The organism is Paenibacillus sp. FSL H8-0283 (assembly GCF_045040675.1).
In the GTDB taxonomy this organism is placed as follows: Bacteria; Bacillota; Bacilli; order Paenibacillales; family Paenibacillaceae; genus Paenibacillus; species Paenibacillus amylolyticus.
Window position 1 is genome coordinate 4,630,991 of record NZ_CP150295.1, and the last position, 22,891, is coordinate 4,653,881.

Here is a 22,891-nt window from a genome sequence, read left to right on the forward strand (position 1 = left end):
ATCCTAATTCCTCCCGGCAATGCGCTCCGCCGCAATCTGGAGCAACCGATGAGCCACATCGTCCTTGGCCATCACTGGAAGCTCCTCCACCAAACCTTCCCGGTCATAGATATGTACCGCGTTGGTGTCTGTTCCAAATCCTGCACCCGTGCGGGTTACATCATTGGCTACGATCAGATCACAGTTTTTCCGTTCCAATTTCTCACGTGCATACATCTCAACTGACTGAGTCTCCGCAGCAAAACCAATCAAAAACTGATGGGTTTTCTGTTTGCCCAGTGTTTCAAGAATATCTATATTTTTAATAAGTTCGAGCGACAGCGTGTCGCCTTTCTTCTTGATCTTCTCGGTATAAACTTCCTTTGGACGATAATCGGCAACTGCCGCCGCCTTAACCACGATATCAGCATCGTCCCACTCGCGTGTTACCGCTTCATACATATCCTGTGCAGACTGTACAGGGATCAACTCCACGTTCTCCGGTGGCTTGGATTGGGTACTGCCCATAACCAATTTCACATCTGCCCCCAGATCACGCGCAGCTGCGGCTATGGCAAATCCCATTTTGCCAGATGAATCGTTCGTAATGTATCGTACTGGGTCAATGCGCTCAATCGTACCTCCAGCCGTAACAACAACCTTCTTGCCTTGTAACAATGGAGCTTGTCCCTGCCGACTAATGCCTGCGGACTCTCGCTGTTCAAAGAAACGTTCTACCACATCCACAATGCTCTCCGGTTCTTCCAGACGTCCCTTACCCACATATCCACACGCAAGCAGACCTTCACCCGGTTCAATCATCATAGCGCCCCGTTCAACAAGCAGGTTCATATTATGCTTTACAGCTGGATGATCATACATATGTACATTCATCGCTGGTGCAATCATGACAGGAGCTGTCGTCGCAAGAAGAGTTGTTGAGAGCATATCATCTGCCATGCCATGCGCCATCTTGGCAATCACATTGGCTGTTGCCGGAGCAACCAGAACAAGATCAGCCAGATCGGCCAGATGAATATGAGATACGACTGCTGGCTCACGCTCATCAAATGTATCGGTGTATACGGTATTTCGGGTCAACGTTTGCAGCGTCAATTCGGTAATAAACTGTGTAGCGGAAGCTGTCATAATAACATGAACATCCGCTCCCTTTTGCACCAGTCTGCTGCATAATGTTGCCGCTTTGTAAGCGGCTATGCCGCCAGTCACACCAAGCACGATTTTTTTACCGTTCAACATGTTTATTTCCCCCGATATTTATACGACGTCTAGGGCGCGTCTGAAAACTCCGAAGGAAGCAGATTTTCCCGAATTTTCGTTCCAAGCAAGGAAGTTTTCCGCAGGCGTGCCGGGGCACGTCAAGGGAAAGTGACGCAGCAGGGGGCGAAAAGGCGGTAAAAGATGCACTTCAGCGAGTTTTGAGACACGTCCTAAGTAAGATTCCGTTAAAATATGCTTATTCGTAAAAAAATAACAACCTCGCGGTTGTCAATTAATCCGGCTTACGCCGTATGCAGTTGAAGAGCAGCCGCAGGCGGCTTACTCTTCTTCTTCGTCCTGTCCTTTGATGACAACGAGCAGGTCTCCATAGATTTCTTCCAGTGCAACGCCAACTTGTTTATGGGATCTCGCACCTCTTAAATCCGTTTTTTCACCTTCACGTAGCTGTCTAGCCCGGCGGGAAGCAGCAACAACAAGGGAATACTTGCTGTCGACTTTGTTCATCATTTCATCAATAGAAGGATACAGCATATTAACAAACACCTCTTCGCATTAGTATAATCGCAAGTTGCCGCCTGACAGAACTGATGTGGCATGTCTTCACACCCGGGCATTCCGAGAAGGAGTGCTTCAGTATATGATATGACAACTGCCCCACTTATATCGCATTCTGCAGCGGCAAAAGGGATTATTTATTGATCTTACAATGTTCGGCGATTATGATGCTTTCTATTCTCTTGCACGCCAAATCAATTTCATCATTAACAACAGCGTAATCATACTGCTCCAGCAGACTGATCTCATCAACCGCCACGGACATCCGGTGATCAATGGTCGCTTGGCTTTCGGTACCACGGCCCTGAATGCGATCTTTCAGCTCGTCCAATGAAGGAGGAAGCAGGAAAACAAAGATCCCTTCCGGGAATTTCTCTTTCACTTTTAACGCGCCTTGAACCTCAATCTCCAGAATGATGTCGCGGCCTTCGTTAATCGTTTTCTCTACAAAATCACGCGGTGTTCCGTAATAATTACCAACATACTCCGCATGTTCCAACAATTGATCTTCAGCAATCATGTTCTGGAACTCTTCATGACTTCTGAAGAAATAGTTAACACCATGTTCTTCACCAAGACGAGGCTGACGGGTTGTTGCCGATACGGAATAGATCAATTCCGGCACCCGTTTGCGCAAAGCGCTGCATACAGTACCCTTCCCGACCCCAGATGGGCCGGACAACACTACCAGTAATCCCTTAGACATATTACACTCCATTTTATTCGTCGTTATCATCATCTTTCGAAGAAAGACGATGGGCGACCGTCTCAGGCTGAACTGCAGACAAAATGACATGATCGCTATCCGTAATAATTACGGCACGAGTACGTCTTCCGTACGTTGCATCAATCAGCATGTGACGATCTCTTGCCTCTTGTATAATTCTCTTGATCGGCGCCGATTCCGGACTCACGATGGATATAATCCGGTTCGCCGATACGATGTTACCGAATCCAATGTTAATGAGTTTGATTGCCATAATCAGGTTCTTCCCCCTATACATGCGACTCTTTTGCCGAAATGTGGCCGTTCATTCGATATTCGCAGCTTGCTCACGAATCTTCTCCAGCTCCGCCTTCATCTCGACAACACGATTCACCAGAGCCAAATGGTTGGCTTTTGATCCAATCGTATTGACTTCCCGATTCATCTCTTGAATTAGAAAGTCCAACTTACGACCTACGGGCTCATCACTCTTCAGCAGTTCCCTGCTCTGTCCAAAGTGACTCTGTAGACGCGTAAGCTCCTCTTCTATGTTAGAACGATCGGCAAACATTGCAATTTCCATACCCAATTTATGCTCATCAAAAGGGAAAGAGCCTTCTTCCTGCATTTCCGTAAGCCTTTGTCTTAGCTTGTTGCGATAATCACTTACCACAGTCGGTGCAAGATCAAGCATTTCGGTATGCAGTGACTCCAGACGGGTAATCCGCCGTTCCAGATCACTGGCCAGATGAAGACCCTCGCGAGCGCGCATCTGTTCAAGGCTGGACAGAGCCTCTTTCAATCCTTCCTGCAGAACTCGCTCCCATTCGTCCTTCTGCTCTTCGGGAATGGAACTTGTCCCATCCGAATGAACCATGACGTCCGGCAGCCCAAGCATATCCACAATACTTGGTTTGCCCTGCAATCCATATTGGGTCTCCAGTTGCTCTGCAGCCTGCAGATAGGCCCTGACCGTCTGTTCATTCAGAACAGCGGGAAGAGCCTGGTCTTCCTCTTTTTCTTTCATTACATAAACATCAATCCGCCCACGTTTCAAACGACTCTGTACGATCTTCCTCAAACCGTCTTCATAATACGTCCACTCTCTTGGCAGACGCATCATCACTTCGCAATAACGATGATTAACAGATTTGATCTCTAATTGTACCTTATAGCCGCCAAAATGAAAGGCGGATTGACCGTATCCGGTCATACTGAATGACATCGGCATCACATCCGTTTTACTATTGTAATTGATTATTAGGGTTGAAACAAGTAGGACATTGATGCTCCGACTTCTCCCATACGTATTGAGTCAGTTCGGCCGTCATGCCGTAGAACATAAACGGTGTCATGAGATAGATGCCTTTGAAATGCGCTGTTGCTACGTCCAGCAGTTCTTTGGCAATTTTCACTCCCATCGCACGGCCTTCTTCGCCTTCCAGACCTGCCATACGGGAACGCACTTCATCCGAAAGCTGGATTCCGGGAACCTCGTTGTGCAGATACTCTGCATTCCGTCCACTCGCTAGCGGCATTACACCTACAAAAATGGGCACATCCAGATGTTTGGTCGCTTCGTGCATTGCTACAATCAACTCAGGATCATAGATCGGTTGTGTCATGATGTAATCAGCGCCAGAGGTAATTTTCTTCTCCAGACGTTGTACAGCTTTCTCCAAATATTTCACATTGGGATTAAATGCTGCTCCGATTACAAAACCAGCTTTTTGCTTCAGTGGTTTACCTGAGAAAGCTACTCCATCGTTCAACTGTTTGATCATGCGTATGATTTCAAAAGAAGTCAGATCGTATACCGAGCTCGAACCAGGCAGATCGCCAAATCTTGCAGGATCTCCTGTTACAGCCAGTACATGATTAATACTCAAAGCATCAAACCCCATCATGTGGGACTGCGTTCCAATCAGATTCCGGTCACGGCAGGCAATATGCACCAGTGGACGAAGGCCCGTGCGATCCTGAACGAGGTGACCCAGCGCCATGTTGCTCATGCGTGTAACCGCGAGTGAATTATCGGCCAGTGTCAGGGCATCGGCTCCGGCTGCTTTCAGTGTCTCGGCACCTTTCATGAACTTGGCAATGTCCAAGTCACGTGGCGGGTCAAGTTCAACGATAACGGTGTGACGATGCTTGACCAGATCAACGATCGTAGGCTGTCCGCCACGTCCGGAACGCTCATCCACATTTTCATGCAACACAATACGCGGTTTAGATTCTGACGGATCAGGCTCCAGAATAGGCGAAGGCACATAGTCAGCAAGCGCCTCTTTCATAGCGGTAATATGATCAGGTGTCGTACCACAGCAACCACCGATAATACGAGCGCCCAGTTCAGCAAATTGCACTGCCGTCTGACCAAAGTACTCCGGAGTCGCACCATAACGGAACTCACCATCTACATAATCTGCGGCACCCGCGTTCGGGTAGACGGACATTGGAATACCAATTCGTCCCGAGACGGTTTCCATGGCACGCATAATCCCGTTTGGACCTGAGCGACAGTTAAAACCAATGACGTCCGCACCCTGCTCCCGCATAATACGGAAGGCTTCAGGCATTGTATATCCGTCCAGTGTGTGTCCTACATCCTCTACCGCGAACTGTCCAATCACGGGCAGATCACTTAGCTTGCGCGCTTGCAAAAGGGCAATATCCATTTCCTCGATATCATAGAAGGTCTCAAGCAAAATGCCATCCACGCCTTCATCAAGCAGTGCAGAGATCTGTTGTTGATAAAAGCGTTTCAGTTCACTCGTTGATACATTCGTCCGCTTGCCACCTCGAATGGAACCAACTGCACCAAGCACATAACCGGTATCTCCAGCTACCTCTTTGGCAATGCGTACGCCGGCACGGTTCACGTCCTCCACCTTGGACTCCAGACCGAACTTGGACAACTTGTCGTAATTGGCAGAATACGTATTTGTTTCAAATATTTCTGTACCTGCATCCCGATAACGGCGATGTACATCCGCCACTACTTCAGGTGAAATCAAGTTTAATTCTTCATATGAAATCCCCACCGGGAACCCCATTTGGTACAGAAATGTTCCCATGGCCCCATCTCCAACGAGAACCCGTTCCTGCATAACTTTGCGCAAATCCGCCTTCATCCCATTTCCCCCCGCCTAGCTGTGATCATTTACATACTAATGTAACACAAAAAACGCTAAAAAACGAAGAAAAACACAGGTTTTTAATGAGTATCCAGCTCATATGGACTTTCTTGCCATACAGCCCCCAATATGTCTCTGTACAGGAGACACGACCTGTCCTTTTTGACAAAAAAAGAGGCCCGCAGGCCCCTTTGGTTAAACCTTTCACTTTTTATGAAGTGATACCCTTAAAAACAACTTCAGCAGGTCCAGTCATGTACACATGATTGTCAGCTTCATTCCACTCAATGTGGAGATCCCCACCCTTGAGGCTGATGACTGCTGTACGATCTGTATGTCCATTCAGGACAGAGGATACCAGTGTCGCACAAGCTCCGGTTCCGCAAGCTAGTGTTGGACCCGCTCCGCGTTCCCATACACGCATGTCCACATATCCACGGTCACGAACTGTGGCGAATTCCACATTGATTTTTTTCGGGAACATCGGATGTACTTCAAGAAGCGGTCCCCAGGTTGTCAGATCAAAATTCACAGCATCATCAACATAGATAACCGCATGCGGGTTACCCATGGATACGGCAGTGAATTTGAACGCATGTCCATTCGCTTCAATGTAGTGATCAACCACTGGGTTGGCATCCACCGTTGTAGGCACTTGAAGACCGTTCAGAATCGGCTCACCCATATCGACACGAACAGTTTCCACTTTACCATCACGAATGTTGAGACTCACAGGTTGTACCCCTGCACCAATCGTTTCAATGGTGATCTGCTCCAGGTTCACGTGACCATGATCGTATACGTATTTGGATACACAGCGAATGGCATTACCGCACTGCTCTGCTTCCGAACCGTCCGAATTCATGATACGCATCTGAAAGTCTGCCTTTTCTGAAGGCAGTATATAAACCAGGCCGTCCGCACCGATGCCAAAGAAACGGTTGCACCATTTCACAGCCAGTTCTGCTGCATCTGCCGGAAGCTCCTTTTCACCAAATACAACGATAAAATCGTTACCAAGTCCATGCATTTTCGTAAATTCCATAATCTTGCCCACTCCTTTTGGCAGTCTGCTACCAAAGCTATATTCTTGCTCTTCTACAGGATTACCATAGAAATTCATATTCAACATTTACACAAAAAAGCTATCCTGCAAAATGCCAAAGCTCTCGCTTCGAATCATTTTGAGGATAGCATAACGAAATAGGTCAGGAAAAGGTATTGATTTTATGCCGAAAACTTTGTACTTTTCGGTACGAAGCGGCCAGAACCACCCATACGGCGGCGGTTACGACGACCACCCCAGACGCTGCCTGCACCCATAAGGAACGTTGGAATGCCCGCAGCAACGATGCAGATCGCCCATTCACGCAAACCAAGCGGTACGGTTTTGAAGATCGGCTGCAATGGTTCAACGTACATGACAACCAGCATCAGTACAACCGATGAAATCACGGCAAGAACCAGATATTTGTTCTGTAAAGGATTCCGGTGGAAGATCGACCGCGAACTACGGCAGTCAAAGACATGAATAAGCTGTGCCAAAACGAGTGTAGCAAAAGCCACAGACTGCGCCTTGATCAGTTGACCCGGATTATCCGGTGCAGCCTGAAGGGTAAGCCAGAACGCTCCGAGTGTGCATAATCCAATCAACACACCCCGGCTAACGATTTTCCAACCCAGTCTCCGCGCAAAAATATTTTCCTTGGCTCCACGGGGTTTGTGTTCCATCAAATCTTTCTCAGGCTGATCTACCCCGAGCGCCATTGCAGGCAAACCATCCGTCACCAGGTTAACCCACAGAATCTGAATAGGCACGAGTGGTAGCGGCAGGCCCATCATCATTGCAAAGAACATTGTCAATATTTCGCCCACGTTTGATGCCAGCAAATAACGGATAAACTTGCGAATGTTCTCATAAATATTACGGCCTTCTTCAATGGCAGCCACAATGGTTGAGAAGTTATCATCACTCAGAATGAGCGCCGAAGCTTCCTTCGTGACATCTGTACCCGTAATGCCCATCGCGATCCCGATGTCTGCTGCTTTAATGGCTGGAGCATCATTAACTCCATCACCCGTCATGGCGACGACATGCCCTTTGCGCTGTAACGATTTCACGATGCGAAGCTTGTGTTCCGGAGATACCCTTGAGAACACGTATATGCCCTCTACCTGTTTATCCAGTTGATCGTCTGTCATGCCTGCCAGTTGCTGACCACTTAACGAAGCCCCTCCGCGGGGAAGAATCCCCAACTGATGAGCAATGGCTTCTGCCGTTGTTCCATGATCACCTGTGATCATGACAGTTCGTATCCCCGCCTTGCGGCATGTGGCAATCGCATCTCGCACTTCACGACGCGGTGGATCTATCATACCTGCAAGTCCTACGAAGACAAGCTGACTCTCGGCGGCGTGTTCGTCAGCCACTTTTTCTTCCGGCCGCACTTCACGATAGGCCATTCCAAGGACACGTAGTGCCGCTCCGGCCATGCTCTCGTTAGCTGCCATCACTTTCTGCCGCAGCGTTCCAGTGAAAGGTACAACCTTGCCTTCCCACAAAATATAACTGCAGTGTCCGATTAACACATCCGGTGCACCTTTGGTGTAGATCATTCGGCCTCCCTGATGATGAACCAGGACCGACATGCGTTTACGCTCCGAATCAAACGGGAATTCCTGCTGGCGGGCATACAACTCTTTGAGTCCGGCAGGAGTAAGCCCCATTTTGGAGGCCAGTGTGACGAGTGCCCCTTCCGTCGGATCGCCTTTCAGCTCCCAAAATACATTATCTCGTTGAACGGTTTCTTCTTGGAGGTCACCTTTTTTCGTGTTTTTCTTGCTGTCCTTTTTGTTATCCTTGCCCTTTTTCTTGCTCCCCACCTCGTTTGAAGCACTTTCCACAATACTCGCATTGTTGCAAAGCGCACTGATCTGAAGCATTCTGCGCAGGGACTGGTCACTCTTCAGTTCCACCGTACGACCGTTCTCCAGCATCTGCCCTTCAGGTGCATAACCATCCCCGGTAACCTTGATGTTACGTCCCTCCAACCACACATCCGTTACCGTCATCTTGTTCTGGGTGAGCGTGCCAGTCTTATCCGAACAGATTACGGATGCACAACCAAGGGTCTCGACAGAAGGCAGTTTGCGTACAATGGCTTTACGTTTGATCATACGCTGCACGCCTAGTGCGAGTGCAATGGTTACAATGGCCGGCAGACCCTCCGGTATGGCAGCCACCGCGAGGCTGACCCCTGCCAGAAACATGCCAACAGCTGGTTGTCCGTGCAATATCCCTGCGACGACAACCATAATGGTTAATCCCAATGCGACAAAAATCAGAATTTTGCCCAATTGCTCCAGCCTGTGCTGTAGCGGTGTTTCTTGCTCCTCCGTATTTTGGATCAGATCGGCGATTTTGCCCATCTCCGTCTCCATCCCCGTACGGATAACCACACCTTTGGCTGTGCCACGAGTGACCATGGTACCCATAAAACCAATATTCTTCTGATCACCCAGCGGAACGTCCTCGTCCGCAATCGGACGGCAATGTTTGCTTACAGGAACCGATTCCCCGGTAAGTGCCGACTCCTCGACATCCAGACTGTTCGTTTGCAGCCAGCGTACATCAGCGGGTATGCGGTCCCCACTCTCCACCATGACAATATCCCCAGGGACAAGTTGTTTGGCGGCAAGGTGTACTTCCTGGCCTGAACGAAGCACTTTGGCAAGAGGTGCAGACAACTGTTTCAATGCACGAAGAGATCGTTCAGCCCGGAATTCCTGTACAAACCCCAGAATTGCATTCAGTACGATAATAGCCACAATCGTTACCGCATCCAGATACTCACCCAGTAATCCGGATACCAACGTTGCTCCCATTAACACCAGCACCATAAAATCCTTGAACTGATTCAAGAGCAATGTAATTGGAGAAATGCGTTTCCCCTCGCTCAGCTCATTCGAACCGACCACTTTCCTCTTCTCTGCTACGGCTTCATCCGTCAATCCTTCCTGCGGGCTGACGCCAAGAGTGTTACGAAGCTCTTCATCACTAAGTTGATGCCACTTGGTATGTTCCATGCTTCAAGTTTCCCTCCCAGTCTGTATTTCATCTGCAAAATAAGCTCACATGACTCACCGGCGCGCTGGTCGACAGGCTGTACACTATGCCGGACAAACTACCTGCTCTATATGTATTCGGACAGGTCTGTGATTAGCACCCGGAAGGTGAATCCTTTCCCTGATGGACAGAATAGGCTAAAATAAAAGTCTGCGATGTTCTGCGCAGTACCAATTCCAGCGTTCAACAGGCAAGCAACGAAGAATCTGTAGCCAGTCCTTGTTTTTTTACATACCTGGTTGCACGTTTCAGTTATATAGATGAAGCATTTGGCATGATAAATGCAGATGCTCGATAGAGAGAGGAAGTGGAAAAAATGGCATTGGACGGCATTGTAACACGGGCCATTGTTCATGAACTGCAAGGCTGCATTGGTGGACGTATCAGCAAAATCCATCAGCCGAATGGCCATGACGTAGTTCTCACCCTGCGTGCTCAGCGCGGAAATAGTAAATTGCTTGTTTCGGCAAGCCCAACCTATCCCCGTGTGCATTATACGGAAAAGACATTCCTTAACCCTACGGAAGCACCCATGTTCTGCATGTTGCTCCGTAAGCACTGTGAAGGTGCAATCATTGAGGAGATCCGTCAGATTGGCATGGAGCGTATTATCCACATCAATGTGCGCCAGCGCGACGAACTGGGGGATGTTTCGGTTAAACGGATCATCATTGAATTGATGGGGCGTCACAGTAATATTATTTTGCTTGATCCTGTTACAGGAACGATTCTGGATGGCATTCATCATGTGACTCCTTCCATCAGTAGCTACCGGGTAATCATGCCTGGATTCGCGTATACTGCCCCACCCGAGCAACATAAAAGTAATCCGCTCGAAGTGAGTCGTACAGCATTCGAGGACAGCTATCATGCCGCTGAGGAAGAGGCATCACGCTGGCTTGTGAACTCCTTTAGCGGTCTTAGCCCGTTAATTGCGGGAGAGATTGCTGCTCGTGGAATTGCTGCTGAGGGCACAGTGAGTACTCAAGCTGTGATTGAGGGTGAAAGCCGAGTTGAGGCTGGTGCACTCTGGAACGCTTTTGAAGCCGTGATGGGGCCTGTCAGAGATCATATCTACACGCCTGTAACTGGAATGAACGCCAAAGGCAAAATGATTTTCTCGGCCGTTCATCTTCAGAGTATTCAGGATTTGGAGAAAACCTATGACACGATGAGCAAGTGCATGGAGGATTACTACGGAGACAAGGCTGAACGGGACACGGTAAAACAGAGAGTAAGTGATCTGCTCCGTTTTCTGCAGAATGAGCGAAGCAAAAACATCAAAAAGCTGGACAACCTGAACAAGGACCTGCTGGAAGCGGACGATGCGGACAAGTTCAGACTATGGGGTGAGTTGCTGTTTGCCTCCCTGCATCAGGTTCACAAAGGGGACAAGAGCGTGGAGCTTGTGAACTTCTACGATGAAGACCAAGCCAACATTACCATTCAGCTTGATCCACTGCTCACACCGTCTGACAACGCACAACGTTATTTCAAGCGTTATAACAAATACAAGAACAGTCTGGCTGTCATTCATGAGCAGCTTGGCAAAACCAAAGACGAGATCGACTATCTCGATAACCTGTTACAGCAGCTCTCCATTGCATCGATGAACGATATTGAGGAAATACGGGACGAGCTTGTGCAACAGGGATACCTTCGTGACCGCAATAAAAAAGGTAAAAAGAAGAAGAAAAGTGACCGTCCAACCGTCCACCAGTTCACCTCCTCCGAGGGGATTGATATTCTTGTGGGCAAAAACAACCTGCAGAATGAGTACGTGACCAACCGTCTCGCTTCTTCCAACGACACCTGGCTGCATACCAAAGATATTCCAGGTTCACATGTTGTTATTCGCAGTACGGAATTTGGTGAAGCTACATTGGAAGAAGCAGCACAGCTTGCTGCCTATTTCAGCCAAGCCAAGGAGTCCAGCAGTGTGCCTGTGGATTACACGTTTATCCGTCATGTGCGCAAACCAAGTGGTGCGAAGCCAGGTTTTGTGATCTATGATCATCAGAAGACCTTGTTTGTTACACCAAATGATGAATTGATCAAGAGTCTGCCATCCACGATTAAAAATGGATAGTATGCTTAGCTCATAAGGTGCGATGTAACAGTAACAATAGAAAAATCCCCTGACCATTAACGGCTCAGGGGATTTTTGTTATTGCATTACTTGTTTGAATGATATGTGAAGCTCAGCTTATTTAGCTTTCTCATTGAATATTGATTCATTTATATGTATAATAATTCGATTGTGATGAATAAATTTATAGTTAAAGGAAGTGTATCATGACCATACATATTCGAGAAACGCAACCTGATGATCTGAAACCCCTGATGGCATTAATGCATGACTATGTGGTGGGATTCTACAACAACCCCTGGCCTGGTGATCAATCCATCCAGCTTTTGATCAACAACCTGCTTAATCAGAAGATCGGTGCTCAATTTGTGGCAGTAGAGGACGGGAAGCTTATCGGATTTTCCACCCTGTTCTTTACCTACAGCACGATGAAAGCAGAGCGTGTCGCCATTATGAACGACCTATTTGTTACGGAAACATTTAGAGAGGGCGAAGCAGAAGCTAAATTATTCGCACACTGTCAGCAATATACGCGTGACCATGGATGTGCATATATGTCTTGGATCACAGCAGTGACCAATGAGCGAGCCCAGCAATTATTCGAACGTCTCGGGGCTACACGTGGCGCTTGGGTAAACTATTCCATTACATAGACTCTTTTTAACACAAAAAAGGACATGGAAACATGAAGGTTCAGCCCTATCATGCTTGCATGTCCTTTACTCCTTCGATCTTAAATGTATCCAGTAATACAGAATTTATTATAGTCAGATAGAGCGTTGCGACGTCTCGCTTACTCTCCCTTTTGCTGTGAAGCAGCTGCCTTCAGCCTTTCCAACACATCAACCGTTACGGTCTTGCTACCAAGATCCCCGTGGAAAACAACACCTTGCCGTTTGCCATGATAATCCGATCCACCAGTCTCAATAAGATCATACTCCCTGGCCATCTCAGCATACCTGCGTTCCTCTTCCGGGCCATGGTCCGAATGAAACACCTCAATGCCATCTGGATGAGAGTCTTCGATGATACGTCGCACCAATTCATCATCGTTATAGAGACCCGGATGGGCAATCACAGCGGCTCCACCTGCGGCTCTGATCCACTCGCAAGCATCCTCTGGTGCAACGCGGGGTACAGATACAAAGCCTGGCTTGCCTTCAGCAAGATACTGATCAAATGCATCCCGCATGTCAACAGCGTAGCCTTTTTTCACCAGCACATCGGCCATATGAGGTCTGCCAATACTCTCATCCGGCTCTAACGGGCGTCCCAGCTCATCCAGTACCTCCTGCCAGCTTATATCAAGCCCGAGTTCTTGCAGCTTGGCGATAATCAGATGATTCCGCTCATCTCGCGCTTCTCGTAATCCGGCCAACCGTTGCAGGAATATCTCATCCTCCGTATTAACGTAATAGCCCAGCACATGAATATCTTTCCCACCAGCCCGAGTGCTGATCTCCACTCCGGCAACAACATCAATATCGTACTCTTTTCCCGCTTGCTGTGCTTCCGCTACACCAGCTACTGTATCATGGTCCGTTAGGGCAACCGCAGATAGCCCTTTTTGTTTGGCAAGCTTCACATTATCAGCAGGTGGCTGCATTCCATCGGAAGCCTGACTATGCGTATGAAGATCACAGCGTCCTTGGCGTTGATCCATGATCAACAGCTCCTTTGTGTAAATTGATTATGATTTAATCTTATCTACCATTGATGTTGCCAACGATTATGCCTTCCCCGTTTTATGTACCGACTTAGGCTGCTCCTGCTGACGCAGATAATTCAGGAAAGCGACTGCTGACAGGGGCAACAAGGACGATTTTAGATGGATGGCATAGAACTGCCTTTTGAATTCGAGTCCGCGGATATCCACAATATGAACGAGTCCCAGAGCCAGTTCATGCTGCACCGAAGAAGGAGATAACATCGTAATACCTACCCCTGCCTCCACGGCCGATTTTACCGCTCCTGTACTGCCAAGTTCCATCACAACATTCATATCTTGTGGATCAATTTTTTTCTTTTGCAATTGGTCTTCCATCACCTGACGAGTACCCGAGCCCTTCTCACGCAGCACAAAAGGATAATTCATTACATCCTCAATATTCACTTTGCTACGCTTAGCCAAATCATGCCCGGCAGGTACAATAAGTTTCAGTTCGTCCTGCATGACAGGCTCTACAATCATGTCCGGGTGGTGCACTGGCGCTTCAATCAGACCAAAATTAAGCTGGTGCTTCAATATGTCATCCATAATTTGCGTTGTATTCATCACTTTCATGACAATTGAAATATCGGGATATTGAAGTGCAAATGGTCCGAGCATGCGTGGAAGCACATATTCCCCGATTGTTAAGCTGGCTCCCAGCTGGAGTCTGCCCTGTAACATCTGGGTAAATGCCGACATCGCTTCATCCGTCTGTCTGACCAACTCTACACTCCGTTTCGCATGAGGTAATAAAGTCCGGCCAGCCTCGGATAATTCTATTTTTTTGGTGGAACGATGCAATAACTTGGTGCCAAAATAGTCCTCCAATGATTGAATCTGCATCGTTACTGCCGGTTGAGTCATATGTAATGCTTGTGCAGCAGCCGAGAAACTCCCCTTCTCTGCTACCGTATAAAAAATATGCAATTGGTGAAAATTCATATCTTCGCCCCTCTTCGATTACACTCTCTACATTGTAGCCGATTTCTCGCTTGGCAACAAAAAAAGCATGCAGCTTGTCTGCATGCGATAATCCTTGAATCTATGATTTCAACATATTGAATCTACTCAGGCTTACTTATGCTTACGGCTATTTTTGACCAGCGTCATTCTTCTTGAATGTCTTAACCATGAATAATATGACTTCAGGTCCCTTAATTCAATGGTCTCCGACATACGTCCCAGAAACGTAACTACAATCATTTTGTGCAGCGGGTTGCCCGCAATATCATATTCTCCTTCAAGTTCGGAAAATTCGGCGACCACCACCAGATCCTCATCAATCAGGTAGACGTCCTGTTCATTACGGTAGTATGGTGTTATACGGTCCTGCTTCAGACACTCCCATAACCACGCCGCAATATGGTCATCATCACTACGTGCAGGCTCAATACGGTCTGCATACCGCATCTTGGCATGATGGGTAATGACGATGTCGGCCACTTTCTTGTCTCCAAGAGCCACGAAAAACGGCTCGTAGGTGCTCCAACGTTGCATCACCTTATCACGCATGGGAATCACTCTCCACCAGATAGGACTTTCTATCTATTTATTACCAAATATATTACAACATTAGTCCCGCAACCTCAAGGCGTAAGTTTAACTTTTTTTCACAATAGCCAATTTGTGTATAATTCAAGAAAAGAGCGACCCCAAAGGGTCCCTCCAGTTTCTCGTCTATATTCCGTAAAAGCTCGTTTTGTCCATCGTTTTGCTGGCATACTCGGTTTTGATCTCATTACGATACGAGCGTTCGATCTTGCGCACATAGGAAAGTCGCTTCACATTTTTCATCGTATCATCTGCCCGTTCTGCATTAACATACATGACTACATAATGCATACGGCGGGAGATATAATGCACGGTGCCATATTTTTCGAGATTACGGGCAGCCTTCAAATCACTGACCCAAATAATGAATCCTGTCCTTTCCGCAAACATCATCGTTCCCCGCCCTTCTATAATGATTACTTAACTGCAACCACACTTGCCGCCACTACCGCAGCCGCCCTTCGGATTCGGGTCATTGCTCGGTACTTTAATGGTCGTTGACACTGCAAATGCAATGGTCTCTGACATCTGGAATAACATATCATCCAGGGACTTCTCTGCCTGTTTGAAGCGGATTACCGCCTCGAAATTTTCCAACTCCTGTTCCAGAGCCTTCACCTGGTCTTTTGCTGCATGATAATCCGGGTGAAAATGACCGAAACGCTGTGTTTCTTCAAACAATTCCTTCTTGGCATTCAGCTTCCGAATCCCCATCTGAATCTCAGGGGTAGTCTCGACTTGCTGCTTCCAATATAAATAATCCGATACTTCGGCAGATTGGTTAATCATGTCGCCCAGTTCATATGCGCCCGTTAACACTTGGGCCATATCGACCGTGTTCATTTCCGCTACGCTCATGAAATATTCATCCTATCTATATATAAAGTTCTACTTAACGTAGACTACCTCATCATAGCATATCCATGAATAGTTAAGAAGAGTTTTTCCTGCAATTAGAAATAGGGGGAACTCGAAAATTCGCCTTTCAACCTGATATTCACGTGAAATAGTCAGGTTATGACATCATCTGGCAGGATAAGACGCATTGTATCCCACTCTGACGGGGAGAATGTACGCCATTCCGTCTCTGATGTATTTTCACTTGAATCCAACATGCACCAACCGCTTAAAGTCCATTGTTCATGACCCTCTACCTGATGTGGAATGAGGTATTGCGTTTGATTTTCCTGTTGTATCCCCAGCTTGGTCTGCCACTCAATGGCTTTGGCAGCAATCTGTCGGGCGGTTGAACTATGATATCGACGCCACTCCTTGTACCAGGTCTCCGGTATCTCCTCAAATCCCAACAGAGAGAACTTCTTCTCAATGACAGAATGATCACGCTCCAACCCATGCAGAGAAGCAGGGACATCAACCAGACCTAGATTATCGGGAGTGTAGAAAGAAGAATATACACCGCTCAACACATCATTTTCTAATAACTTCGGATCATCTGCGGAGCCTGTACTTGCCTCCATTACCTTCATACTCCGATTTACAGTCAACGGTGCAGCATCCGTCTCCTTGCCCCAATCTGCTAACGCAATACGTACATTCTCTGGTATGCCTTTCAGCGCATATTGATCCAGACACTCTATCACTTCATGTAATTCATACCCTCTGGCTAAGGCCGAAATGAATCGCTCTCTTGTCATACGGTAGATGGACATTCGATCACGCGTCACCCGTTCTGCGCATTGCTCCAGCATCCAGATCACATCAGGCCCTGCTTCCGGCGGTACCAACACTTCGAAATCAGGCTGCATGTAAAATCCACACGGCTCCGCCTCACTTACCATCTCTTGTTCTCGATATAACAGGCTATGCGGTTCGATCAGCCAACGGAATGCCAGCGCTCCCGACTGATCTTCTCCTACTTCACCATAACCCCAGCCAGCCAGTGCGTAGAGCCAGCCCCTGACCCGTGGTATCAATTCCGAATTCTCTATATGGCACCATATGTTTTTTTCTGGAGCAAACACTGCCAATTGATAACGGAAATGCTGCAACGCGGGTTCAGCTTCTCCGTATCTTTCCATACACGCTTGATATATTTCCCGATGCATCTGTCTCCACGAGAGCTTCAACCATGTTTGTAACCGATGATCTACAATCTGAATTTGGCCATCTAACTTCTGAACGAGATTCAGACTGAGCAGTAGATCGAGAAGGATTGCTACGTGGGTCGGATACAAATCCGAATGTTCATATCGGATGCCCAGACCTTCAAAGTCTGTCGAAGATAATACCGTGATCACACTTAATTTTTGAACACTTTTCTTATGTATGGTGCCCTTCCCTGTCAAAGGAAGTCCTTCTCTTTCGATCCACGCGATCAGATGAAGCAGCTCCGCAGCAGTATCCGGCTTTCCTTCCTGTATTACATGAGCATGCTGTACCATCTGTTTAACGATCATACCCACTCTTTGTGCGTAAGCAATCGTCAATGTCTCCAACAGCGAAGCAGGAATATAGAATAATCGCTCCCCCCAACTTTTATATACAGATTCAATCCATCTTTGCTGCCTAAGGTTGGCGAATGAAGAATTGGCTTCTGCGACACTTAGTCCTTCGATGGCCCACTGTTCTCGCGGCAGGAGGGAGGAAAAAGACTGACCGGCATATTTGTGAAAAATTGCACCAAGCACTTTTTGTTCCACCAAAGCAAGCTTTGACCATGAATCAAGGTTCAGTACCATAGGCTCATCTATTGGTTCAAATGAAGACATATCCCAATCCCTCCTCTTTTCACGAGTATAAATGGACTATTCGTTCTCGTGCACAATGGCATATTCATATCCCTGCTCCACCAAGAACATCTGACGGTTTAATGCAAACTCCTGTTCCTTACTATCCTCTGATACCAACGCATAGAAATATGCTTTGTTTTCTCCAGCTTTTGGTCTCAGAATTCTCCCCAAACGTTGTGCCTCTTCCTGCCTAGACCCGAAACTCCCGGATATCTCAAGCGCAACAGCAGCATCGGGCAGATCCACAGCAAAATTAGCAACCTTGGATACCACAATTGTTTTAATCTCTCCACATCGAAAAGCGGCAAACCACTTGATTCGCTCTTGCTGTGACATGGTACCCGAGATCAAAGGTGCTTCAATTTCCCGGGCAATCAACTCAAGTTGATCCAGATATTGTCCAATCACTAGCGCAGGCAAATCCCGATGACGTTCCAGCAAACGCTTAACTACATGTACCTTCGCCGGATTCTCGGCAGCCAATCGAAATTGATGTTTAACCTCGGCTTGCAGATAATTTGATCTTAGTTCCGGGGAAAACGGGATACGTATCTCCTGACATTGTACATCAGCAATCCACCCTTGCTGCTCCAGTTGTTTCCACGGCATATCATAGAGCTTTGGACCAATCAACGAAAACACATCCTGTTCACAGCCATCCTCTCGAACCAAGGTGGCCGTCAATCCCAGCCTTCGCGTAGCTTGAATATCCGCAGTTGCACGAAACACTGGTGCTGGCAGCAAATGTACTTCATCATATATGATCAGCCCCCATTGCCGCTCACTGAGCAGTTTGATGTGGGTAAAATCAGCATCCTTTGATTTCCGGTGTGTAAGAATCTGATATGTAGCTACAGTCACAGGTTTCACCTGTTTTTTCTGACCGGAATACTCACCGATCTGTTCGCTGGTAATCGTGGTTTTGTCTTGAATTTCCTGAATCCACTGTCGCACAGACGTTGTATTAGACGTCAAAATAAGGCATTCACATTGAAGCCGCTCCAGCACGGCCATGCCAATGACTGTTTTTCCTGCCCCGCAAGGAAGTACGAGTAAACCGCTTCCTCCCATGCCCTCACTGCCTTCAAATGCATCCACAGCCTCTCTCTGGTAAGAACGCAGCGCAAACCGCTCAGAGTGGTCCCCCGGATCATTAGACCGCCAATCAAATGAAAGCTTGGTTCCCTCCCGATATCCCACGTAATCAAGTACGGGGTAACCCAATCGTGTTAATTCCCTTTTTAATAACCCTCGCTGTTCTCCTGGGAGCAGAAGTTCATGAGCGTCCTTACGTTCCATGCGAAAGGCAGCTATTGTTTTCAATCCACTTAATTCATCCAGCAACCGCTCATCCTCACTGTAAAGACGCATTCTGGTGTGATCTGCTTCGGAATGCAGCTTTAATTTGCCATACTGATCCATGATTCTCCGAACATCCTGTATCAGTGCAGCAGGCACGTTCCAGCGGGATACCAGCTCCAAACTTGCGATGACCTGATCTGCATTCCATCCCAGCGCAGCCGCATTCCAGAGCGATAACGGAGTGATTCGGTAGGTATGAAACGCTGCTGGTGTCTTAACCAGTTCTGAATACATCCCAAGCTGCTCTCTTGCTCTTTCGAATCCGGGGTGACCAACTTCCAGCAAAACTGTAAAATCTCGCTGAACGATACAAGCATCTGTCCTTACCGTATGTTCTGTTTCTTCCATTTGGAGCCTTCCTCCTATCACAAAAAAAGTCCAGTTCCGGCAACTTCCGAAAATGAACCTCTATAAAGTGCACGTTCAAAAAGTCTAGTTTTCAGTACCGAAAAGTGGACTTTTTGAACAACATCTATAAAATCCACAAAAAAAACATCCTGCCCATACCTCGGTATGAACAGGATGCCCAACTGCATCTAAAGTCATTCGGCTGTGTAACCTTTAGCCATGGCGATAAATAATCTCACGGCCGTCTGCATCGCGTCTTCATCAAAATCAAACATCGGATGATGATGCGGATAGATCGCATTTTTATCCGGGTTACCTGCTCCAACAAACATAAAGCACCCTGGAACCTTCTGCAGATAATACGCAAAATCTTCCGCTGGCATCAGCATCGGGGATGCTTGCACTCGTTCTGCCCCAAATAATTCTGTAGCCTCTCTGAAGAAACGTGCTGTCTCTTGTTCATCATTCACCACAGGCGGATATCCCATAATATATTTCACTTGCGTCTCTGCTCCATATGCTGCCCCTGTCTGGGCTACCATGGTAAGCACGCGCTCTTTCATCCCGTTTCGGGTCTCTTCATCAAACGTTCTTACCGTACCGCTCATTTTGCATTGCTCTGCAATTACATTCTGAGCCGAGCCCGCCTGCATTGTACCAATGGTCAGCACCGCGGGTTGCAATGGATCAACCGAACGACTGACAACGGTCTGAAGCTGCATCACAAGCGCAGAACCCGCGATAAGACTATCTATCGTGGATTGTGGCATCCCGCCATGTCCACCTTTGCCTTTGATCTCAATGTAAAAATCGTCCGCCGCCGCCATCATCGGTCCTGCTTTACTGGCAACAACACCTACAGGCAACGGAGTCCACAGATGAATGCCATATATGACATCCACGCCTTCAAGCGCACCATCCGCAATGACCTGAACTGCACCACCCGGAAGCAGTTCTTCTGCTGGCTGGAACAAAAAACGAATCTCGCCTTGGATCTCCTGCTTGTGACGGCTGAAATACAATGCCGTACCGAGCAAGATTGAGATATGACCATCGTGGCCGCATGCATGCATTGCTCCTGCTTGTTGTGATGCATACTCGATATTCTTCTCATCCTGAATTGGCAGTGCGTCCATATCAGCTCGCAACATGACGACAGGACCCGGCTTGTCCCCACGAATGGTACCGATGACCCCGTGGCCACCAACATGACGCCTCACTTCAACGCCAAAGCTCTCCAACATATCCGCTACAAAAGAGGATGTCTTCTCCTCATGAAAGGAAACCTCTGGATTGCGATGAAGGTGACGCCGCCATTCCACCATGTGGATCTGCAGATCTTCCCACCATATATTATTAGTCATGTCTCTCCACCCTTTCAATCTTGAACGGGACTTGGATCAAGCCCGAACCTTCCTCTTCAAACCTATTGCTGTATATTGTAGCAGAATTGGAAGAAAACCGATACGAAACGCCTTTGGAAAGCTTGCACGGGAAGGGGAAACATACTATCATGAACTAGAGAAATACTCGAGAAATTATACTCGGAAGCTTATGAGGAGGATCAAACGCTTATGATTTTTGAGAATACAGGCTTGGATGGCTTGAAGAGCGACTTGGCATACCTGGATGAGAGCGCCGAGAAAGTCGGATTTGTCCGGTGGCAATGGGAATATTACCGTGCTACATATGACTACAAAATTGAAGATGAACTAACCAACTCAGAATACTTTGTACGCATTAATACCCGCGCTGTGGAAGGCAAATTGGAAAAACCGGATACCGTTCTTGCTGTTGAAGCAGTATACCTTGGCAAAGCCACTTTCCCTCACGGCCTGGATTATGACTCTTCCGTTCCGCAACCAGTCGTGAAGCTGGCAGCCCAAAAATTACAGCAGCTTAAAGAACTGCTGGAAGCATAGGCTGGGCCAAACGATGAAACAACAAACGGCCCAAACGAAAACGAAGAGAGGCACGCCGGATTTTCAACTGCTAATCCTCACTTTATTGTTGGTGGGCTTTGGACTGGTGATGGTATTCAGCTCCAGTTCCAGCATTGCAATCGCAAGCGAAAAATTTAACAATGATGCCCTTTACTTCACGAAAAAACAACTTATGTGGGCGATTATCGGTCTATTTGGCATGTTTTTTGCCATGAATATCCGCTTCAACAAGTACAAAAAGCTCTATGCACCCTTTTTCCTGCTCACTACGGTCATGCTGGTGATTGTTTTGATCTCAGGTGCAGTATTGAACGGTGCACGAAGCTGGATTCACATTTTTGGTTTCAGTCTTCAGCCTGCAGAGTTCGCGAAAATTGCTATCATTCTCTATCTCTCTGCTCTTATTACCAAAAAAGGTGAGAAATTCAGGGTTTTCAAGACAGGGTACGTTCCCGTCTTGTTCATCGTTGGATTCATCGCAGGGCTGATTATGCTGCAACCAGACTTCGGTACCACCTTCATTCTGGTGTCCACCTGTGGTCTCTTGATCTATGCCGGTGGAGCCAGTATGAAGCATATCCTGGGTTCGATTCTCTTGGTTGTACTCGGTGGGGCACTGGCGTTTGGAGCGAATTCCTTGTTTTCTTCCATGTCTCCTTCCGACACAACGACTGCTACAACAGCAGTCACTGCGGAGCAGAACTACAAGATCGGACGTATTCAGGCTTTCCTTGATCCAATGTCCGATATTAATGGCGGAAGTCTTAACCTCTACCGTTCTCTTGTTGCCATTGGTGATGGCGGCATGACAGGTTCGGGAATTGGACAAGGTACGATGAAGCTGCACTATTTGCCAAATGCGTATAATGACTTTATTTTCTCCGTAATCGGGGAAGAACTCGGATTCATCGGAAGTGCCTTATTCCTGCTTGTTTACCTGTACTTCATCTGGCGCGGAATTATTGTCTCTCTCCGCTGTCCCGATCCATTCGGAACATTGGTCGGCATAGGTATCATGGGACTAATCGCGATTCAGGCATTTATCAACATCGGTGGTGTAACTCAAACCATTCCGGTGACGGGGGTCACGCTTCCATTTATCAGTTATGGGGGTACCTCACTCTTTGTAATGATGGTTGCCATGGGCATTCTGCTCAGTATCTCACGTACTAACAATCTGGACGTGATCAAGGAAGAGAAAACGAAGTCCGTGACTGTACAGACACAGACTCGTACCTCTCCTGCTCTTCGTTCACGGGAGTCCATTCGTCGGATTCGATAAAAAAGCAACACAAAAAAGGCTGTGCACCCAATGGATGCGCAGCCTTTTTCTGTGTACTGAATAAACTCTGTCTATCAAGATGAAGAACAGGTCAATATCGCTCTGTCCTC

The 22,891-nt window shown here is 47.5% G+C and carries 20 protein-coding genes; 4 read left to right on the forward strand and 16 right to left on the reverse strand.

From position 1 onward, the window contains the following. Positions 1-3 precede the first annotated feature (3 nt). From coaBC to MHI52_RS20700, 8 genes are all read right to left on the reverse strand, one after another. Complete coding sequence (gene coaBC, locus MHI52_RS20665; protein ID WP_405157559.1) at positions 4-1,239, reverse strand: bifunctional phosphopantothenoylcysteine decarboxylase/phosphopantothenate--cysteine ligase CoaBC; 1,236 nt, start codon at positions 1,237-1,239, stop codon at positions 4-6. 300 nt (positions 1,240-1,539) lie between these two features. Beyond that, complete coding sequence (gene rpoZ, locus MHI52_RS20670) at positions 1,540-1,752, reverse strand: DNA-directed RNA polymerase subunit omega (RefSeq protein ID WP_036614619.1); 213 nt, start codon at positions 1,750-1,752, stop codon at positions 1,540-1,542. Positions 1,753-1,909: 157 nt separating this feature from the next. Next, positions 1,910-2,482, reverse strand: coding sequence for a guanylate kinase (gene gmk / locus MHI52_RS20675; protein WP_017687445.1), 573 nt, complete (start codon positions 2,480-2,482; stop codon positions 1,910-1,912). 13 nt (positions 2,483-2,495) lie between these two features. Continuing rightward, entirely contained in the window at positions 2,496-2,756 is a 261-nt protein-coding gene (gene remA, locus MHI52_RS20680; RefSeq protein ID WP_006209218.1) for an extracellular matrix/biofilm regulator RemA, read from the reverse strand. A 51-nt stretch (positions 2,757-2,807) separates the two neighbouring features. After that, positions 2,808-3,707, reverse strand: a complete 900-nt coding sequence (locus MHI52_RS20685) for a YicC/YloC family endoribonuclease (protein WP_036614623.1) — start codon at positions 3,705-3,707, stop codon at positions 2,808-2,810. A 19-nt stretch (positions 3,708-3,726) separates the two neighbouring features. Then, positions 3,727-5,616, reverse strand: a complete 1,890-nt coding sequence (locus MHI52_RS20690; RefSeq protein ID WP_047843687.1) for a bifunctional homocysteine S-methyltransferase/methylenetetrahydrofolate reductase — start codon at positions 5,614-5,616, stop codon at positions 3,727-3,729. A 214-nt stretch (positions 5,617-5,830) separates the two neighbouring features. Further along, positions 5,831-6,664: a diaminopimelate epimerase gene (gene dapF / locus MHI52_RS20695; RefSeq protein ID WP_405157560.1), complete on the reverse strand. Its 834-nt coding sequence runs from the start codon at positions 6,662-6,664 to the stop codon at positions 5,831-5,833. A 182-nt stretch (positions 6,665-6,846) separates the two neighbouring features. Then, positions 6,847-9,705: a calcium-translocating P-type ATPase, SERCA-type gene (locus MHI52_RS20700; RefSeq protein WP_405157561.1), complete on the reverse strand. Its 2,859-nt coding sequence runs from the start codon at positions 9,703-9,705 to the stop codon at positions 6,847-6,849. Between the two features lie 356 nt (positions 9,706-10,061). On the opposite strand from MHI52_RS20700, the gene MHI52_RS20705 reads away from it, so the two are divergent. Together MHI52_RS20705 and MHI52_RS20710 are read left to right on the forward strand one after the other, a co-directional pair. Next, positions 10,062-11,834 (forward strand): NFACT family protein, encoded by a 1,773-nt coding sequence (locus MHI52_RS20705; RefSeq protein WP_405159408.1) that lies wholly within the window; start codon positions 10,062-10,064, stop codon positions 11,832-11,834. Positions 11,835-12,040: 206 nt separating this feature from the next. Next, positions 12,041-12,487 carry a GNAT family N-acetyltransferase gene (locus MHI52_RS20710; protein WP_076328033.1) on the forward strand — a complete coding sequence of 149 codons (447 nt, stop codon included), beginning with the start codon at positions 12,041-12,043 and terminating at the stop codon, positions 12,485-12,487. Positions 12,488-12,627: 140 nt separating this feature from the next. Here MHI52_RS20710 and MHI52_RS20715 read toward each other — a convergent pair whose 3' ends face one another. From MHI52_RS20715 to MHI52_RS20750, 8 genes are all read right to left on the reverse strand, one after another. Further along, positions 12,628-13,497, reverse strand: coding sequence for a PHP domain-containing protein (locus tag MHI52_RS20715; protein ID WP_353881521.1), 870 nt, complete (start codon positions 13,495-13,497; stop codon positions 12,628-12,630). A gap of 66 nt (positions 13,498-13,563) precedes the next feature. Continuing rightward, positions 13,564-14,487 carry a selenium metabolism-associated LysR family transcriptional regulator gene (locus MHI52_RS20720; RefSeq protein WP_036614641.1) on the reverse strand — a complete coding sequence of 308 codons (924 nt, stop codon included), beginning with the start codon at positions 14,485-14,487 and terminating at the stop codon, positions 13,564-13,566. Between the two features lie 132 nt (positions 14,488-14,619). Beyond that, positions 14,620-15,057 carry a hypothetical protein gene (locus tag MHI52_RS20725; protein WP_017687436.1) on the reverse strand — a complete coding sequence of 146 codons (438 nt, stop codon included), beginning with the start codon at positions 15,055-15,057 and terminating at the stop codon, positions 14,620-14,622. A 165-nt stretch (positions 15,058-15,222) separates the two neighbouring features. Next, a complete protein-coding gene (locus MHI52_RS20730; RefSeq protein ID WP_026080981.1) occupies positions 15,223-15,486 on the reverse strand; it encodes a YlbG family protein in 264 nt (87 codons plus the stop codon). A 30-nt stretch (positions 15,487-15,516) separates the two neighbouring features. After that, entirely contained in the window at positions 15,517-15,954 is a 438-nt protein-coding gene (locus tag MHI52_RS20735; protein WP_036614642.1) for a YlbF family regulator, read from the reverse strand. A 152-nt stretch (positions 15,955-16,106) separates the two neighbouring features. Continuing rightward, positions 16,107-17,825, reverse strand: coding sequence for a helicase-associated domain-containing protein (locus MHI52_RS20740; protein WP_405157562.1), 1,719 nt, complete (start codon positions 17,823-17,825; stop codon positions 16,107-16,109). Between the two features lie 36 nt (positions 17,826-17,861). After that, positions 17,862-19,556 (reverse strand): DNA repair helicase XPB, encoded by a 1,695-nt coding sequence (locus MHI52_RS20745; protein ID WP_405157563.1) that lies wholly within the window; start codon positions 19,554-19,556, stop codon positions 17,862-17,864. Positions 19,557-19,750: 194 nt separating this feature from the next. Beyond that, complete coding sequence (locus tag MHI52_RS20750) at positions 19,751-20,920, reverse strand: M20 family metallopeptidase (protein ID WP_076318910.1); 1,170 nt, start codon at positions 20,918-20,920, stop codon at positions 19,751-19,753. 210 nt (positions 20,921-21,130) lie between these two features. Between MHI52_RS20750 and MHI52_RS20755 the strand changes: the two genes are divergently transcribed. Next, positions 21,131-21,478: a YugN family protein gene (locus tag MHI52_RS20755; protein ID WP_036614650.1), complete on the forward strand. Its 348-nt coding sequence runs from the start codon at positions 21,131-21,133 to the stop codon at positions 21,476-21,478. A 13-nt stretch (positions 21,479-21,491) separates the two neighbouring features. Then, the gene (ftsW, locus tag MHI52_RS20760; RefSeq protein WP_405157564.1) at positions 21,492-22,781 is read left to right on the forward strand and encodes a putative lipid II flippase FtsW; all 1,290 of its coding nucleotides are present in this window, start codon (positions 21,492-21,494) and stop codon (positions 22,779-22,781) included. The last annotated feature ends 110 nt before the right edge of the window (positions 22,782-22,891 follow it).

Bases quoted from the DNA above. Each gene is read 5' to 3' on its own strand.
- coaBC (WP_405157559.1), bottom strand. From the start codon at position 1,239: ATGTTGAACGGTAAAAAAATCGTGCTTGGTGTGACTGGCGGCATAGCC.
- rpoZ (WP_036614619.1), bottom strand. From the start codon at position 1,752: ATGCTGTATCCTTCTATTGATGAAATGATGAACAAAGTCGACAGCAAG.
- gmk (WP_017687445.1), bottom strand. From the start codon at position 2,482: ATGTCTAAGGGATTACTGGTAGTGTTGTCCGGCCCATCTGGGGTCGGG.
- remA (WP_006209218.1), bottom strand. From the start codon at position 2,756: ATGGCAATCAAACTCATTAACATTGGATTCGGTAACATCGTATCGGCG.
- MHI52_RS20685 (WP_036614623.1), bottom strand. From the start codon at position 3,707: ATGTCATTCAGTATGACCGGATACGGTCAATCCGCCTTTCATTTTGGC.
- MHI52_RS20690 (WP_047843687.1), bottom strand. From the start codon at position 5,616: ATGAAGGCGGATTTGCGCAAAGTTATGCAGGAACGGGTTCTCGTTGGA.
- dapF (WP_405157560.1), bottom strand. From the start codon at position 6,664: ATGGAATTTACGAAAATGCATGGACTTGGTAACGATTTTATCGTTGTA.
- MHI52_RS20700 (WP_405157561.1), bottom strand. From the start codon at position 9,705: ATGGAACATACCAAGTGGCATCAACTTAGTGATGAAGAGCTTCGTAAC.
- MHI52_RS20705 (WP_405159408.1), top strand. From the start codon at position 10,062: ATGGCATTGGACGGCATTGTAACACGGGCCATTGTTCATGAACTGCAA.
- MHI52_RS20710 (WP_076328033.1), top strand. From the start codon at position 12,041: ATGACCATACATATTCGAGAAACGCAACCTGATGATCTGAAACCCCTG.
- MHI52_RS20715 (WP_353881521.1), bottom strand. From the start codon at position 13,497: ATGGATCAACGCCAAGGACGCTGTGATCTTCATACGCATAGTCAGGCT.
- MHI52_RS20720 (WP_036614641.1), bottom strand. From the start codon at position 14,487: ATGAATTTTCACCAATTGCATATTTTTTATACGGTAGCAGAGAAGGGG.
- MHI52_RS20725 (WP_017687436.1), bottom strand. From the start codon at position 15,057: ATGCGTGATAAGGTGATGCAACGTTGGAGCACCTACGAGCCGTTTTTC.
- MHI52_RS20730 (WP_026080981.1), bottom strand. From the start codon at position 15,486: ATGTTTGCGGAAAGGACAGGATTCATTATTTGGGTCAGTGATTTGAAG.
- MHI52_RS20735 (WP_036614642.1), bottom strand. From the start codon at position 15,954: ATGAGCGTAGCGGAAATGAACACGGTCGATATGGCCCAAGTGTTAACG.
- MHI52_RS20740 (WP_405157562.1), bottom strand. From the start codon at position 17,825: ATGTCTTCATTTGAACCAATAGATGAGCCTATGGTACTGAACCTTGAT.
- MHI52_RS20745 (WP_405157563.1), bottom strand. From the start codon at position 19,556: ATGGAAGAAACAGAACATACGGTAAGGACAGATGCTTGTATCGTTCAG.
- MHI52_RS20750 (WP_076318910.1), bottom strand. From the start codon at position 20,920: ATGACTAATAATATATGGTGGGAAGATCTGCAGATCCACATGGTGGAA.
- MHI52_RS20755 (WP_036614650.1), top strand. From the start codon at position 21,131: ATGATTTTTGAGAATACAGGCTTGGATGGCTTGAAGAGCGACTTGGCA.
- ftsW (WP_405157564.1), top strand. From the start codon at position 21,492: ATGAAACAACAAACGGCCCAAACGAAAACGAAGAGAGGCACGCCGGAT.